At 69.3% G+C, this 15,960-nt stretch carries 6 protein-coding genes; 3 read left to right on the top strand and 3 right to left on the bottom strand.

The window, feature by feature from the left end; translation table 11 throughout:
• Positions 1-77: 77 nt before the first annotated feature.
• From rpoC to IM770_RS14120, 3 genes are all read right to left on the bottom strand, one after another.
• Positions 78-3,950 (bottom strand): DNA-directed RNA polymerase subunit beta', encoded by a 3,873-nt coding sequence (rpoC, locus tag IM770_RS14130; RefSeq protein ID WP_203581790.1) that lies wholly within the window; start codon positions 3,948-3,950, stop codon positions 78-80.
• A gap of 41 nt (positions 3,951-3,991) precedes the next feature.
• Positions 3,992-7,489: a DNA-directed RNA polymerase subunit beta gene (rpoB, locus tag IM770_RS14125; RefSeq protein ID WP_203581789.1), complete on the bottom strand. Its 3,498-nt coding sequence runs from the start codon at positions 7,487-7,489 to the stop codon at positions 3,992-3,994.
• Between the two features lie 287 nt (positions 7,490-7,776).
• On the bottom strand, positions 7,777-8,142 hold the full coding sequence (locus IM770_RS14120) for a hypothetical protein (RefSeq protein ID WP_203581788.1): 366 nt from the start codon (positions 8,140-8,142) through the stop codon (positions 7,777-7,779).
• A gap of 206 nt (positions 8,143-8,348) precedes the next feature.
• Here IM770_RS14120 and IM770_RS14115 point away from each other — a divergent pair, with 206 nt between their 5' ends.
• From IM770_RS14115 to IM770_RS14105, 3 genes are all read left to right on the top strand, one after another.
• Complete coding sequence (locus IM770_RS14115; RefSeq protein WP_203581787.1) at positions 8,349-10,946, top strand: DUF4062 domain-containing protein; 2,598 nt, start codon at positions 8,349-8,351, stop codon at positions 10,944-10,946.
• Complete coding sequence (locus tag IM770_RS14110; RefSeq protein ID WP_203581786.1) at positions 10,940-13,576, top strand: DUF4062 domain-containing protein; 2,637 nt, start codon at positions 10,940-10,942, stop codon at positions 13,574-13,576. Before IM770_RS14115 ends, IM770_RS14110 begins: the two co-directional genes overlap by 7 nt.
• A 173-nt stretch (positions 13,577-13,749) precedes the next feature.
• Entirely contained in the window at positions 13,750-15,951 is a 2,202-nt protein-coding gene (locus IM770_RS14105) for a CHAT domain-containing protein (RefSeq protein ID WP_203581785.1), read from the top strand.
• The last annotated feature ends 9 nt before the right edge of the window (positions 15,952-15,960 follow it).

Genomic DNA, 15,960 nt, shown 5'->3' with positions numbered 1-15,960 from the left:
CCCGCCGCAACGGCGAAGGGCCCCGGCACAGCCGGGGCCCTTCGTTCGTGTCGAGGGCCTCGTGGGAGACCCCGGACTCAGTTGTAGTCGGTGGTGAAGCCGTCCGTGGAGAAGCTGTCGAAGTCGACGTAGCTCAGGTCGGCGTCGGTGTACGCGCCGTCCGAGGCGAAGATGCGGTTGGGGTACCGCTCGCTCTTGGCCTCTTCCGTCGCCTCGACCGAGACGTTGCGGTACTTCGCAAGTCCGGTTCCGGCGGGGATGAGCTTTCCGATGATGACGTTCTCCTTGAGGCCGACGAGCGGGTCGCTCTTGCCCTCCATGGCCGCCTGCGTGAGGACGCGGGTGGTCTCCTGGAACGACGCGGCCGACAGCCACGACTCCGTCGCGAGCGACGCCTTCGTGATACCCATCAGCTCGGGACGACCCGACGCGGGGCGCTTGCCCTCGCCGACCGCCTCGCGGTTGATGTTCTGGTACTTCTTGAAGTCGACCAGCTCACCCGGGAGCAGCGTGGTGTCGCCGTGGTCGACCACGGTGACCTTCCGCAGCATCTGACGGACGATGACCTCGATGTGCTTGTCGTGGATCGGCACACCCTGCGAGCGGTACACACCCTGGACGCCGTTGACGAGGTACTTCTGCACCTCGCGGGCACCCTGCACGCGCATGACCTCCTTGGGGTCGAGCGTGCCGACCTGGAGGGGCTGACCGACCGTGACGTGCTGACCGTCCTCGACCAGGAGCGTCGCGCGCTTCAGGACCGGGTAGACGTGCGGCTCGTCGCCGTTGTCGGGCGTGAGGATGACCTTCTTCGACTTCTCGGTCTCGTCGATCGTGATCCGACCGTCGGACTCCGCGATCGGCGACGCGCCCTTGGGGGTGCGCGCCTCGAAGAGCTCCTGCACGCGGGGAAGACCCTGCGTGATGTCGTCGGCCGAGGCCGAGCCACCGGTGTGGAAGGTGCGCATCGTCAGCTGCGTGCCGGGCTCACCGATCGACTGGGCCGCGATGATGCCGACGGCCTCGCCGATGTCGACGATCTTGCCGGTCGCGAGCGAACGGCCGTAGCACTTCGCGCAGACGCCGACCGCCGAGTCGCACGTGAGCACGGAGCGGACCTTGATCGTCTCGACGCCCGCCCCGACGAGCTTGTCGATGAGCACGTCGCCGACGTCCTCACCGGCCGAGGCGACGACGTCGCCCTGCGGGCCGACCGCGTCAGCCGCGAGCGTGCGGGCGAACACCGAGTTCTCGACGTTCGCGTCGCGCACGAGCTCGCCGTCGGCGCCGGGGGCGGCGATGGTGAACTCGAGGCCCTTGGTCGTGCCGCAGTCCTCCTCGCGGATGATGACATCCTGCGAGACGTCGACGAGACGACGGGTCAGGTAGCCCGAGTCGGCCGTACGGAGGGCCGTGTCGGCCAGACCCTTACGGGCACCGTGCGTCGCGATGAAGTACTCCGCCACCGACAGACCCTCGCGGTACGAGGAGATGATCGGGCGCGGGATGATCTCACCCTTCGGGTTGTTCACCAGGCCTCGCATACCCGCGATGTTGCGGATCTGCAGCCAGTTACCACGGGCGCCCGACGAGACCATGCGGTTGATGGTGTTGTCGGCCGGGAAGTGGTCGCGCATCGCCTTCTGGACCTCGTCGGTCGCCTCGGTCCAGATCTTGATGAGCTCCTGACGACGCTCGGCGTCGGTGGTGAGACCCTTCTCGAACTGGCCCTGGACCTTCGCGGCCTGCTTCTCGTAGCCCGCGACGATCTCGGCCTTGTTCGGCGGCGTGAGGATGTCGCTGAGCGCCACCGTGACACCCGAGCGGGTGGCCCAGTAGAAGCCGGCGTCCTTGATGCGGTCGAGCGAAGCCGCGACCTCCACCTTCGGGTACTCCTCGGCGAGCTTGTTGACGATCTGCGACAGCTTGCCCTTGTCCGCCTGCTCGCGGACGAACGGGTAGCCCTTGGGCAGCGTGTCGTTGAAGATCGCCTGGCCGAGCGACGCGTCCACGAGGCCGTGGCGCTCGTAGCCCTCGGGAGCCTCGCCCTCGAGGAAGGTCAGACCGGGGATGCGGATGCGGACCTTCGCCTGCAGGTCGAGGGTGCCCTCGTCCTTGGCCAGGATCGCCTCGCCGACCGAGCCGAACACGCGACCCTCACCGGCGGCACCGTCCACGACCGTGGTCAGGTGGTGCAGACCGATGATCATGTCCTGCGAGGGCAGGGTCACCGGGCGGCCGTCCGACGGCTTGAGGATGTTGTTCGAGGCGAGCATCAGGATGCGGGCCTCGGCCTGGGCCTCCACCGACAGCGGCAGGTGCACGGCCATCTGGTCACCGTCGAAGTCCGCGTTGAACGCGGCGCAGACGAGCGGGTGGAGCTGGATGGCCTTGCCCTCGACGAGCTGCGGCTCGAAGGCCTGGATGCCGAGGCGGTGCAGCGTGGGCGCGCGGTTGAGGAGCACGGGGCGCTCGCGGATGATCTCCTCGAGCACGTCCCACACCTCGGGACGCGTGCGCTCGACGGCGCGCTTGGCCGCCTTGATGTTCTGCGAGTGACCGAGGTCGATCAGGCGCTTGATCACGAACGGCTTGAACAGCTCGAGCGCCATCTGCTTGGGCAGACCGCACTGGTGCAGCTTGAGCTGCGGACCGACGATGATGACCGAACGGCCCGAGTAGTCCACGCGCTTTCCGAGCAGGTTCTGACGGAAGCGGCCCTGCTTGCCCTTGAGCATGTCGGACAGCGACTTCAGCGCGCGGTTGCCGGTGCCCGTGACGGGGCGACCACGGCGGCCGTTGTCGAACAGCGCGTCGACGGCCTCCTGCAGCATGCGCTTCTCGTTGTTGACGATGATCTCGGGCGCGCCGAGGTCGATCAGGCGGCGGAGGCGGTTGTTGCGGTTGATCACGCGACGGTAGAGGTCGTTCAGGTCGGAGGTCGCGAAGCGGCCACCGTCGAGCTGGACCATCGGACGAAGCTCCGGCGGGATCACCGGAACGACGTCGAGCACCATCGAGGCCGGGCTCATGCCCGTCGCGAGGAACGAGTTGACGACCTTGAGGCGCTTGATCGCACGGATCTTGCGCTGGCCCTTGCCCTCCGAGATCTGCAGGTGGAGGCTGTCGGCCTCGGCCTGCAGGTCGAACGACTCCAGGCGGCGCTTGATCGACTCGGCGCCCATGTGCGCCTCGAAGTACTGACCGAAGCGGTCCTGCAGCTCGTGGAAGATCTCGTCCTCGCCCTTGAGCTGGCCGACCTCGAGGTTGCGGAAGTCCTCCCACACCTTCTCGAGGCGGGTGACCTGGTCGTCCGCGCTCTTGCGGATCGAGGCCATCTCCTTCTCGGCGGCGTCCTTGACCTTCTTCTTCTGGTCGGCCTTGGCACCCTCCTCCTCGAGCGCGGCGAGCTCCTCCTCCAGCTTCTGGAGGCGAGCGGCCACACGGGCGTCGCGGCGGTCCGCGAGCGTCTTCAGCTCGAGGCGGATGTTGTTCTCCTGCGTCGAGAGGTCGCGGTGACGCGCCTCCTCGTCGACCGAGATCACCATGTACGCGGCGAAGTAGATGACCTTCTCGAGGTCCTTCGGCGCCATGTCGAGCAGGTACCCGAGGCGCGAGGGCACGCCCTTGAAGTACCAGATGTGGGTGACGGGCGCGGCGAGCTCGATGTGGCCCATGCGCTCACGGCGGACGGAGGACTTGGTGACCTCCACGCCGCAGCGCTCGCACACGATGCCCTTGAAGCGGACGCGCTTGTACTTGCCGCAGGCGCACTCCCAGTCGCGGGAGGGGCCGAAGATCTGCTCGCCGAAGAGGCCGTCCTTCTCCGGCTTGAGCGTGCGGTAGTTGATGGTCTCGGGCTTCTTGACCTCGCCGTAGGACCAACGACGGATGTCGTCGGCGGTGGCCAGGCCGATGCGAAGCTCATCGAAAGTTGTTGCGTCGAGCACTAGTTCTCCTGTGTCGGAATCTTGCGTTTGCCTGGCCGGGTTCAGATCTCGTCGATCGACGAGGACTCGAACCGGCTGGAGATGTTGATGCCGAGCTCTTCGGCGGCACGGAAGGCCTCGTCGTCGGTGTCGCGGAGGTTGACCGCCGTGCCGTCGGCCGAGAGCACCTCGACGTTCAGGCAGAGCGACTGCATCTCCTTCATGAGCACCTTGAACGACTCGGGGATGCCGGGCTCCTGGATGTTCTCGCCCTTGACGATCGCCTCGTACACCTTGACGCGGCCGAGGATGTCGTCGGACTTGATCGTGAGGAGCTCCTGGAGCGCGTATGCGGCGCCGTAGGCCTCGAGGGCCCACACCTCCATCTCACCGAAGCGCTGACCGCCGAACTGCGCCTTACCACCGAGCGGCTGCTGGGTGATCATCGAGTACGGGCCCGTCGAGCGCGCGTGGATCTTGTCGTCCACGAGGTGGTGCAGCTTCAGGATGTACATGTAGCCGACCGAGATCGGAGCCGGGAACGGCTCGCCGGAGCGGCCGTCGAACAGCTGCGTCTTGCCCGACGAGTCGATCAGTCGCTCACCGTCGCGGGTCGGGTTCGTCGAGTCGAGCAGACCCGCGATCTCGGCCTCGAACGCGCCGTCGAACACGGGCGTGGCGACCTTGGTGCCCGCGGGCGCCTCGAAGGCCTGCTCGGGCAGCTGGGCGGCCCACTCGGGCGTGCCCTCGACCTTCCAGCCCTGCTTGGCGATCCAGCCGAGGTGCAGCTCGAGCACCTGGCCGAAGTTCATTCGACCGGGGATGCCGAGCGGGTTCAGGATGACCTGGACCGGCGTGCCGTCCGCGAGGAACGGCATGTCCTCGACGGGGAGGATCTTCGCGATGACGCCCTTGTTGCCGTGGCGGCCGGCGAGCTTGTCGCCCTCGGTGATCTTGCGCTTCTGGGCGATGTAGACCACGACGCGGCGGTTGACGCCCGAGCCGAGCTCGTCGTCGCCGTCCTCGGCGTTGAACTCCTTGACCGCGATGATCGTGCCCTGCTCACCGTGGGGCACCTTCAGCGACGTGTCGCGCACCTCGCGGCTCTTCTCGTTGAAGATCGCGCGGAGCAGGCGCTCCTCGGCCGAGAGCTCGGTCTCGCCCTTCGGCGTGACCTTGCCGACGAGGATGTCGCCGGGACGCACCTCGGCGCCGATGCGGATGATGCCGCGCTCGTCGAGGTCCTTCAGCAGGTCGGGGCTCACGTTGGGGAGGTCGCGCGTGATCTCCTCCTTGCCGAGCTTCGTGTCACGGGCGTCGACCTCGTACTCCTCGATGTGGATCGAGGAGAGGGTGTCGTCCTTCACGAGGTCCTGGCTGAGGATGATGGCGTCCTCGAAGTTGTGGCCCTCCCACGTCATGAACGCGACGAGGAGGTTCTTGCCGAGCGCGAGCTCGCCGTTCTCCGTCGCGGGACCGTCGGCGATGACCTCGCCGGCCTCCACGCGCTCGCCGGCCGAGACCACGACGCGCTGGTTGTACGACGTGCCCTGGTTCGAGCGGTCGAACTTGCGGAGGAAGTAGTCCTGCGTGCCGCCCTCGTCGAGCTGCACGGTCACCACGTCGGCCGAGACCTCGACGACCACACCGGGCTTCTCGGCGGTGACGACGTCACCGGCGTCGATCGCGGCGAAGCCCTCCATGCCCGTGCCGACCACCGGCGACTCCGAACGGAGAAGCGGCACGGCCTGGCGCTGCATGTTCGCACCCATGAGGGCGCGGTTGGCGTCGTCGTGCTCGAGGAACGGGATGAGCGAGGTCGCCACCGACACCATCTGGCGCGGCGAGACGTCCATGTAGCCGATCTCCTCGGCGTGGAACAGGTCGACCTCGCCGCCCTGGCCGCGACGGGCGAGGACGCGGTCCTGCGCGAAGCTGCCGTCGGCCTTCAGCTCGACACCGGCCTGCGCGACGATGTAGTCGCTCTCCTCGGAGGCGGTCAGGTAGTCGATCTGGTCGGTGACCTTGCCCTCGACGACACGGCGGTACGGCGTCTCGATGAAGCCGAACGCGTTGATGCGCGCGAACGACGCGAGCGAGCCGATCAGACCGATGTTCGGCCCTTCCGGCGTCTCGATCGGGCACATGCGGCCGTAGTGCGAGGGGTGGACGTCACGGACCTCGACGCCCGCGCGCTCACGCGACAGACCGCCGGGGCCGAGGGCCGAGAGGCGGCGCTTGTGCGTCAGACCCGCGAGCGGGTTGTTCTGGTCCATGAACTGCGACAGCTGCGAGGTTCCGAAGAACTCCTTGATCGCGGCCACGACAGGGCGGACGTTGATCAGGGTCTGCGGCGTGATCGCCTCGATGTCCTGCGTGGTCATGCGCTCGCGGACGACGCGCTCCATGCGCGACAGACCGGTGCGGACCTGGTTCTGGATGAGCTCGCCCACCGCGCGGATGCGACGGTTGCCGAAGTTGTCGATGTCGTCGACGTCCAGGCGGATCTCCGCCGGCTTGCCGCCGCGCACGCCGTCGAAGGTGACGTCGCCGCGGTGCAGGCGGACGAGGTACTTGATCGTCGAGACGATGTCGTCGACCGTCAGCACCGAGTCGGTGAGCGGCTTGTCGAGACCGAGCTTGTGGTTGATCTTGTACCGGCCAACCTTGGCGAGGTCGTAGCGCTTCGGGTTGAAGTAGAAGTTGTCCAGGAGCGCGCGGGCGGCCTCGGCGGCGACCTGCTCGCCCGGACGGAGCTTGCGGTAGATGTCGCGGAGCGCGTCCTCCTTGGTGAGGATCGCGTCCTTCGAGAGCGTCTCCTCGATGGAGTCGAAGCCGGCGAACTCGTTGAGGATGTCTTCCGAGGTCAGTCCGAGCGCCTTGAGGAAGACGGTGACGGACTGCTTGCGCTTGCGGTCGATGCGGACGCCGACCTGGTCGCGCTTGTCGATCTCGAACTCGAGCCAGGCGCCGCGCGACGGGATGACGCGCGCCGACACGATGTCCTTGTCGGACGTCTTGTCGGGGGTCTTGTCGAAGTAGACGCCGGGCGAACGGACGAGCTGCGACACGACCACGCGCTCGGTGCCGTTGATGATGAACGTGCCCTTGTCGGTCTGGAGCGGGAAGTCGCCCATGAAGACCGTCTGGGTCTTGATCTCACCGGTCTGGTGGTTCATGAACTCGGCCTCGACGTAGAGCGGGGCCGCGTACGTCTTGCCGCGCTCCTTGCACTCCTCGATGGAGTACTTCTCGGGCTCGAGGTAGGGGTTCGTGAACGAGAGCTGCATGGTCTCGCTCAGGTCCTCGATGGGCGAGATCTCCTCGAAGATCTCCTCGAGGCCGCTGACCTCGGGCACGTCGGTGCGGCCGTCGGCCTTCGCCGCGGCGACGCGCGCCTTCCAGGCCTCGTTGCCGACGAGCCAGTCGAACGACTCGGTCTGCAGCGCCAGAAGGTCGGGGACCGTCAGCGTGTCGGAGATCTTGGCGAACGAGAGGCGGGATGCTCCGCGTCCGTTCTTGGGGGTGGTGGGGTTGGATGCGTTGCGCGCAGCAGCCAAGGGGATTACCTCCGTGGGCCCGTAGGGCTCGTTTCCTTGTCGTCAGGTGGAGTGCTCCTCATCCCCGAAACCCGCGCGGCACTCCCCACGTGAACGTGAGGGGGCGCAGGCACAGCCGACCACCATATGAGGGCAGGGGGAATCCAAGAGCGCAAAGACCCACTATACGTCGGATGACGCGCCGTGTCCAGTCAGATTCTTGAAAAGTTCCGGATGCTGCGGTATAAGCCCGCCCGGGACGCCGAAGCCGCCCCCGCGGCGGGCGGGGGCGGCGACGAAGGCTGGCGTTACGGTGCCGTGCTCTGCAGGTTGCCGCGGCACTCCGCGCCCGGCGAAGGCACCAACTCGTTGATGCCCATCTCCTTTGCCAAGGGGCGCTGGAACATGCCGTAGTTCTGCACGCCGTGATGGCGCTCCTTGCCTGCCGGCGCCTGGTTGCCGCGGTACGCGAGCATGTCATCCGGGAAGGGGATGACGCCCTCGATCGAGTCCGCCGTGTCCAGACCCGAGAACGCGCAGATCGAGGCGGCGGTGTCATGCCCCGCGATCGGCGTCTCTTCCCCGTTGCCGTTGACTTCGCCCGCCATCGCGGCTCCGCCGCTGCCGAGCACCAGCCCGATCGCGACGGCTGCGCACGCCAAAGCTTTCTTCATCGCATTCCCCTCCCATGAGTGACGCCCGGAACCCCGATCCAGACGGACGACATCCTCACCGACGCCGTCACCGCCGCAACATACTCCTGCGGACCGCGGTGCGAAAGGGCTCTCACGTCCGGCCGCCGATACATCGGTGTACCGGACCTGTGGCGCGAACGCCCGCGCAGGGCCATGATGTGCATATGTCTGGGGGACGATCCCCCGTGATCCGCACGCCCGACCAGCGGATCCGGGTGTTCGTGAGTTCGACCCTGCGCGAACTCGCGGCAGAGCGTGAAGCGGTGCGGTCGGCGATCGAGCGGCTGAGACTGGCCCCGGTGATGTTCGAGCTGGGCGCCCGGCCCCACCCGCCGCGCGACCTGTACCGCTCCTACCTCGCGCAGAGCGACGTGTTCATCGGCATCTACGGCAGCAGCTACGGCTGGATCGCACCCGACGAGGCCGTCTCGGGTCTCGAGGACGAATACAACCTCGCCCCGCGCGCAATGCCCAAGCTCATCTACGTCAAGGACGGCGACACCCGCGACGAACGCCTCGCCCAGCTGATCGCCCGCATCCAAGCCGACGACACCGCCGCCTACCTGCACTTCGCCGACTCCGCCGAGCTCGAAGAGCATGTCGCCGGTGACCTGGCGATGCTCCTCGCCGAGCGCTTCGACCAGTCACGCCCGCCCGAGCCCGAGACGGCGTCCGGGATCTCGCTCGCAGCGCGCGTGCCGGAGCCGTACACGGAGACGATCGGGCGCGAGGGCGAGCTGGCCGAGATCCGCGCGCTGCTCGGCGGCGGGCTCCACCGGGTCATCAGCCTCATCGGTCCCGGTGGCATCGGCAAGAGTCGCCTCGCCATCGAGGCTGCCCACGCGAATTCCGACCTCTTCCCCGACGGCGTGTACTTCGTGCCGCTGGAGGGCGTTCTCGAGCCGGGGCTGCTGCTCCCGACGATCGCGTACATCCTGGGCATCCGCGACACCGGCGCCGCAGCACTCGAGGAGCGCATCGCCCAGGCGATCGGAGATCGGCACGCGCTGATCGTGCTCGACAACTTCGAGCAGATCATCGACGAGGCGCCCGTGCTCGTGCGGCTCTACACCCTCGCGCCGCGCGCCTGCTTCCTCGTGACGAGCCGGTCGGTGCTGCGCATCCGGGGCGAGCGGGTGTTCGAGGTCGAGGTGCTCGACACCCCCGCACCTGGCGTCCCCGTGACGCTCGCTCAGGCGCAGGCTTCGGCGGCGTGCCGCCTCTTCGCCGAGCGCGCCGCCGCCGCCCTTCCCGGGTTCCAGCTGTCTTCGCACAACGCGGCAGACGTCGCCGAGATCTGCCGGCAGCTCGACGGTCTGCCCCTGGCGATCGAGCTGGCGGCGGCGAAGATCCGCCTGCTCTCGCCGCACGACGTGGCCGAGCGTCTGGGTCGGACGCTGCCGCTGCTGTCCACCTCGGTGCGCGACCTTCCCGAGCGGCATCGCACGATGCGCGCGACGATCGACTGGAGCGTCGGCCTGCTCACCGGGGAGCAGCGGGCCATGCTCGAAGACCTCGGCGTGTTCGCCGCGCGGTTCACGCTCGAGGCCGTCGAGGCCGTCGGTGCCGGGAGGTCGTGGGGCGATCAGGCCATCGAGACCCTGGCCGCCCTCATCGACGCCTCCCTGGTGCAGCGGATGGATGCCGGAGGCCGGACCGTCTTCTCGCTGCTGGCGATCGTGCGGGAGTACGCGCTCGAGAGACTCGATGCGCACGGGGGACCGTCGGACAGTCGGATCGCACACGCCGACTACTACCTCGGGTTGGTCCGGCGCATCGCGCCGCGCCTGCGCGGCACCGAGCAGGTCGAGGCGGTCGCCGAGCTCGGGCTCGAGGTGCCCAACCTCCGGGCGGCCGCGCGGCACCTCGTGCAGGAGGACCGCCTCGACGACGCGGGCGACTTCGCCTGGACGCTGCTGGCCTATTGGTGGATCTCGGGCTACTTCGCCGATGTGAGCCTGTGGATGGAGGAGCTGGTCGGCAAGGGCCTGCCGATCTCGCCGCGCACGCGCGCCGTCGCGACCTTCTTCCCACTGTGGGCGGGCATGTGGCAGCGGCCGAGCGATCAGGTGGTCGACGGGCTCGGCGATGCCGTCCGATGGTTCTCGGAGAGCGGTGACGAGCAGGCCGCCGCGATGACGCTGGCCGCCCGCGCCTCGACGCGCATGCAGTTCCCCGACATGAACCCGGAGGTCGTCCGCTCGGAGCTGGGCACGGCGATCGCCACACTCCACCGGCTGGGCGACCGCTGGGCGGAGTCCCTCGCGGAGGTGCCGCTCGGGCAGCTCGGCGTTCTGGTCGGCGACATACCGGAGGCGCTGCATCATTTCGACCGAGCCGTCGAGATCGCCGACGCAGCCGACGACGCCTTCACGCGCGTGGTCGCGGGCAACAACCGCGCACGGCTGCGGTTCCTCCTCGGCGAGCGGGAGGACGCCGAGGCGGAGTTCCTGCACACGCTCACACTGTCCATCCGCCTGCACTTCGTCGACGGGGCGACCTACGGGTTGGAGGGCATGTGCGCCATCGCGGCTTCGCGTGGTGAGGCCTGGCGGGCAGGTGCGCTCGCGGCCGCGGCGGCCACCATCCGCGAGACGACGGGCATCTACGACATCGCCGGCTTCGCCGTGCACCTCGAACCGCTCGAGGCGTTGCGCGCCTCTGACCCCGCCGGCGTCGCGGCCGGAGAGCGGGAAGGACGCGACATGGGCCTCGCCGAAGCGATCGCGATCGCGCTGCCTGACGCCGACGCCGATGTGCGGGAGAGGGTTCCGACGTGGTGACAGGCCCCGAGCACTCCCCCGTGATCCGCACGCCCGACCAGCGGATCCGGGTGTTCGTGAGTTCGACCCTGCGCGAACTCGCGGCAGAGCGTGAAGCGGTGCGGTCGGCGATCGAGCGGCTGAGACTGGCCCCGGTGATGTTCGAGCTGGGCGCCCGGCCCCACCCGCCGCGCGACCTGTACCGCTCCTACCTCGCGCAGAGCGACGTGTTCATCGGCATCTACGGCAGCAGCTACGGCTGGATCGCACCCGACGAGGCCGTCTCGGGTCTCGAGGACGAATACAACCTCGCCCCGCGCGCAATGCCCAAGCTCATCTACGTCAAGGACGGCGACACCCGCGACGAACGCCTCGCCCAGCTGATCGCCCGCATCCAAGCCGACGACACCGCCGCCTACCTGCATTTCCATTCCGCCGACGAGCTGGCGGATCAGGTGGCCGGCGACCTGGCCATGCTTCTGGCGGAGCGCTTCGACGAGTCGCGGGCGACGGTCGCCGTCGAAGACGAGGTGAAGCCCACCCTGGTGGGGCGTGTGCCGGTGCCGTACACCACGACGATCGGCCGGAAGGGCGACATCGAGGCCGTGCGCACCCTGCTCGCCCGGGGCACGGACCGGGTGGTCAGCCTCATCGGCCCCGGAGGCATCGGCAAGAGCCGGCTCGCGATCGAGTCGGCGCTGGCGTGCGGCGACCTGTTCCCGGACGGCGTGTACTTCGTGCTGCTGGAGGGCGTCCTCGAGCCCGGCCTGCTGCTGCCGACCATCGCCTATTACCTCGGCATCCGCGACAACGGCGAAGCCGCCCTCGAGGAGCGCATCGCGCATGCGCTGGCCGATCGCCGAGTGCTGATCGTGCTCGACAACTTCGAGCAGATCGTGGATGCAGCGCCCGTTCTGGTGCGGCTCTACACGGTGGCGCCGACCGCGATGTTCCTCGTCACCAGCCGCGTCGTCCTGCGGATTCGCGGAGAGCGCGTCTACGACGTCGCGCCGCTGACGACTCCCGCCGGCGAACGGCCCGCCAGTCTGGATCCGACCACGCGGACGGCCGCCGTCGCGCTCTTCGTCGACCGCGCGCGGGCGATCGATCCTCGCTTCGAGGTCGACCCCGAGAACGCGCGCGATCTGGCCGACATCTGCCGTCGGCTGGAGGGCCTGCCGTTGGCGATCGAACTGGCGGCGGCGAAGGTGCGCATCCTGAGTCCGGCCGGCATCGCCGCCCGTCTGGAGCGGAGCCTGCCGCTGCTGACCGCCGCGGTACGCGATCTGCCCGAGCGGCATCGCACCATGCGGGCGACGATCGACTGGAGCGTGAGCCTGCTTCCCGACGAGCCACGCGAGCTGCTCGAGGATCTCGGCGTGTTCGCGACGCGGTTCACGCTGGAAGCGGTCGAGGCCCTGGGCGTGGGCCGCGCGTGGGGACCGGGCGCGATCGACGCGCTCGCCGCGCTCATCGACGCATCGCTCGTGAAGCAGAGCGAGGTCGGCGGGCGGCGCGTGTTCTCGCTGCTGGCCATCGTGCGCGAGTACGCCCTCGGGCGGCTCAAGGAGCGCGGCGACGCAGTGCGCGTGCGCCGCGCGCACGCCGACTACTACCGAGAGTTCGTGCAGCGGGTGGCACCCGACCTCGGCGGTCCGGGCCAGGCCGATGCGGTCGTTCGCCTGGGACTGGAGCTGCCCAACCTCCGCGCGGCCGTGCGTCACCTCGTCTACACCGACCGCCTCGACGACGCGGGCGACTTCGCGTGGAGCCTTCTCATCTACTGGTGGATCTCGGGCTTCTTCGCCGAGGTGCGGGTCTGGATGCTCGAGCTCCTCGAGAAGCAGCACGACCAGCCGATCACTCCGCACACGCGGGCGATCGCGTGGTTCTTCGCACTGTGGGGCGAGATGTGGCAGCGGCCCAGCGAGCAGGTGGTGGCGGGGCTCGGCGAGTGCGTACGGCTGTTCAGCGAGAGCGGGGACGAGGACGCCGCGGCCATGGCGCTCGCCGCGCGCGCGACGGCACGCGTGCAGTTCTCACACCTCGACACCGACAAGGCCGAGTCCGAGCTGCGGTCGGCGGTCGTGACGCTGCGCGAGCGCGGCAACACGTGGGCGGAGGCCATCACCGAGGTCTCGCTCGGCCGGCTGGCGTGGGTGCGCGGAGCGACCGATGACGCCCTCGCGCACTTCGACCGCGCAACCTTGGTCGCCAAGTCCAGCGGCGACCTCTTCACGACGTCGGTCGCCGGCAACCTGCGCGCGCGGCTGAACTTCCAGCTCGGTCGCACCGAAGAGGCCGAGCACGAGTTCGTCCGGACGCTCCTGCTGTCGGTCGGTCTGCACTACGAGGAGGGCGTCGCGTACGGCCTCGAGGGCATCTGCGCGGTCGCAGCGGCGCACGGCGAGGCGTGGCGTGCGGCTGCACTCGCCGTCGCGGCCGGCGAGATCCGCCGGCGCATCGGCATCTTCGACGTCGAGGCGTTCACCGTCCACACACCGCACCTCGAGATCCTGCGCAGACGCGACCCGCAGAGCGTCGCAGCCGGTGAGCTCGCCGGCGCCGAGCTCACCGTGAGCGAGGCGCTGCAGCTGGCGCTCCCCGAGCACGAGCACGCCTCGATCGCCGACAAGCTGCACGGCTGGTAGTCGATGACGGATGCCGGGGGCCCCGGGCATCCGTCTCCGCAGGTATCAGCGGCACGGGTGACGTGCTCTGGTGCGGTGGAGAGGCGGCCCCTAGGCTGTGCACCGGACCGCGCTCCTCCATCGGTCGGGAGTCGGCGCCCGTGGGGATCGGGCGCCGGTGCTAGGGGGTCGAGATGGCTCTGGTTCCAGACGCGCCGCACGGCACCGTCGACGTCGAGGGGGACGCCGGCGCCTTCGCCGCGGACATCAGCCCCGCGCCGGCGCACACCGGCCCGGACGAGCACGGCGTCACGACGCTCGCCGACGTCACGCTGCGCGGATTCTCCGGAGGCGTGGCCACGATCGTCGTCCGCGGCAGCGATGACCTCCGCTACGCCCTCGTGGTGTGGCGGGGCAGCGCCGGAGAGCTCGTGCGCCTGACGAGACGCGCGGACGGCGCGCACGCGGCCGATCTCGTGATCGGCGCGGACGAGCGCCTGCATCTGTCGGTCGTCGGCAGCGACGCCGAGGCCGGGCTGGAGCGGCTCGAGGCTCAGGTCGACGCCGGCGGCTTCGGCATGGGCGGAGGTGAGGAGGCCGCGGCGGAGTCGCCTGCGGAGGAAGCGACCGCGGCGGAGCCGCCGGCCTTCGACGCGCCGATGGAGCCCGAGCTGCCGCCTGCTGTTCCCGCCTCTCCGGAGATGCTCGAAGACTTCGCGGACGCGATCGACACCGACGGCGGACGGGATCTCGGGCTCGCGCCCGACCAGCCGCTCGCGGAGGCGGCGGACGGCGAGGGCGTGGCCGACACCGCACCCGACGTCGACGGCGGCGCCCGTGTCGACGCCCATGTCGCCGCGCAGATGCCCGCCGACCTGTTCGAGGACGTGCCGTTCGACGTCACCGTGACGCTCTCGCGCGAAGCGATCAAGATCCCCAAGGGCCATGCCGGCGACGACACCGTGGTCGCGTTCGACAAGAAGCGCGACATCCGCATCGCCGTGCAGGCCACCGGGTTCGACATCGCGCCCGGCGCCGCGTCGGAGGTGATCGCGCGACTGCCCGCCCGCGGCAAGCCCGAGGAGCATCGGTTCCTGCTGGTGCCCGGCGCTGCGGGCATCGGCCGTGTCAGGGTGACGGTCACGCAGGATCCCGAGGTCACGCCGCTCGCGACGATCGAGCTGTCGACGAGGATCCTCCCCGCCGACGAGGCCCCGCTCGTCGAGCCGCTCCTGCCGGCGGCGCCCAACCGTGCGGAGACCGGCGCCACGGCACCGCCCAAGGCGCTGACGGAGCTGCCCACCATCGTCATCGAGGAGACCACGTCGCACGGTCACAGTGTGCTGACGACCATCGCGAAGGTGGACTCCGTCTCGGCGACCAACACCATCTGCCTCCTCGACAAGGTGGCCTACGTCGACGAGGTCTACAAGAAGCTCGGCGGCATCCGCGACGCGTACAAGAAGGCGGTCACGTGCGACGGCGTCGATGAGGAGGACGCCGTCGCGAGGGCCGAGGAGAGCCTGCGGGAGCTCGGCGCCGGCATCGCCGACGCGCTGCTCGGCGACGAGGTGAATGCTCTGCTGTGGTCGAAGCGGCGGCGCTTGGCAGGGTTGGTGGTGCAGACCTCGGGCGAGCTCGACATCCCGTGGGAGATCGTGCACCCCGTCCGCGTCGGCGACGGCGATCCCGACGATGCCTCCTACTTCCTCGGCGACCAGGGCCTCACCCGATGGCTGTGGGGAACGCCGCGTCCTGTCGAGCTGTCGGTGCAGGGCGATCGTGTGATCGGCATCGCTCCGGACTACGCCGACCCCAATCTCAAGCTGACGGCGACCAAGGACGAGGTGAGCGCGCTCTACGCGTGCTTCCAGCGCGAGGTGCCGCCGCCCCTGCTCACCCGCGACGAGGTGAGCGAGCACATCCGCGCCGGCTTCGACCTGCTCCACTTCGCCGGCCACGGGCGCTGGCGCAGCGAAGATCCGCGCGCGCAGGAGATCGCCCTCGCCGCCTTCACCGAGACCCAGGACGACGGATCGGCGTCCTACCGTCACGTCGACGTGCCCGAGCAGCTCACGGTGCGGGCGACGGCGCCGTTCGTCTTCCTGAGCGCCTGCGACGTCGGCCGCCTGCAGCCGGGCACGACCGGGCCCGGGGGGTTCGCGGAGGCGTTCCTTCGCGGCGGCGCGGGGGTGTTCATCGGGTGCAGCTGGGCCGTTCGCGACGACGTCACCGCGGCGTTCGCCCAGACGCTCTACGCCGAGCTCCTCACCCGCGGGTCGACGCTCGGCGAAGCCGTCGCCGCCGCGCGCATCGCCACGCGCGAGGCGCACGATCTGACGGCGCTGGCCTTCACCGTGTTCGCGGATCCGCGCGCCCACGTCGTCCGAACCTGAATCCGTCAT

Source organism: Microbacterium hibisci, from assembly GCF_015278255.1.
Taxonomy (GTDB): domain Bacteria; phylum Actinomycetota; class Actinomycetes; order Actinomycetales; family Microbacteriaceae; genus Microbacterium; species Microbacterium hibisci.
This window is presented reverse-complemented; position numbering and strand designations above follow the sequence as displayed.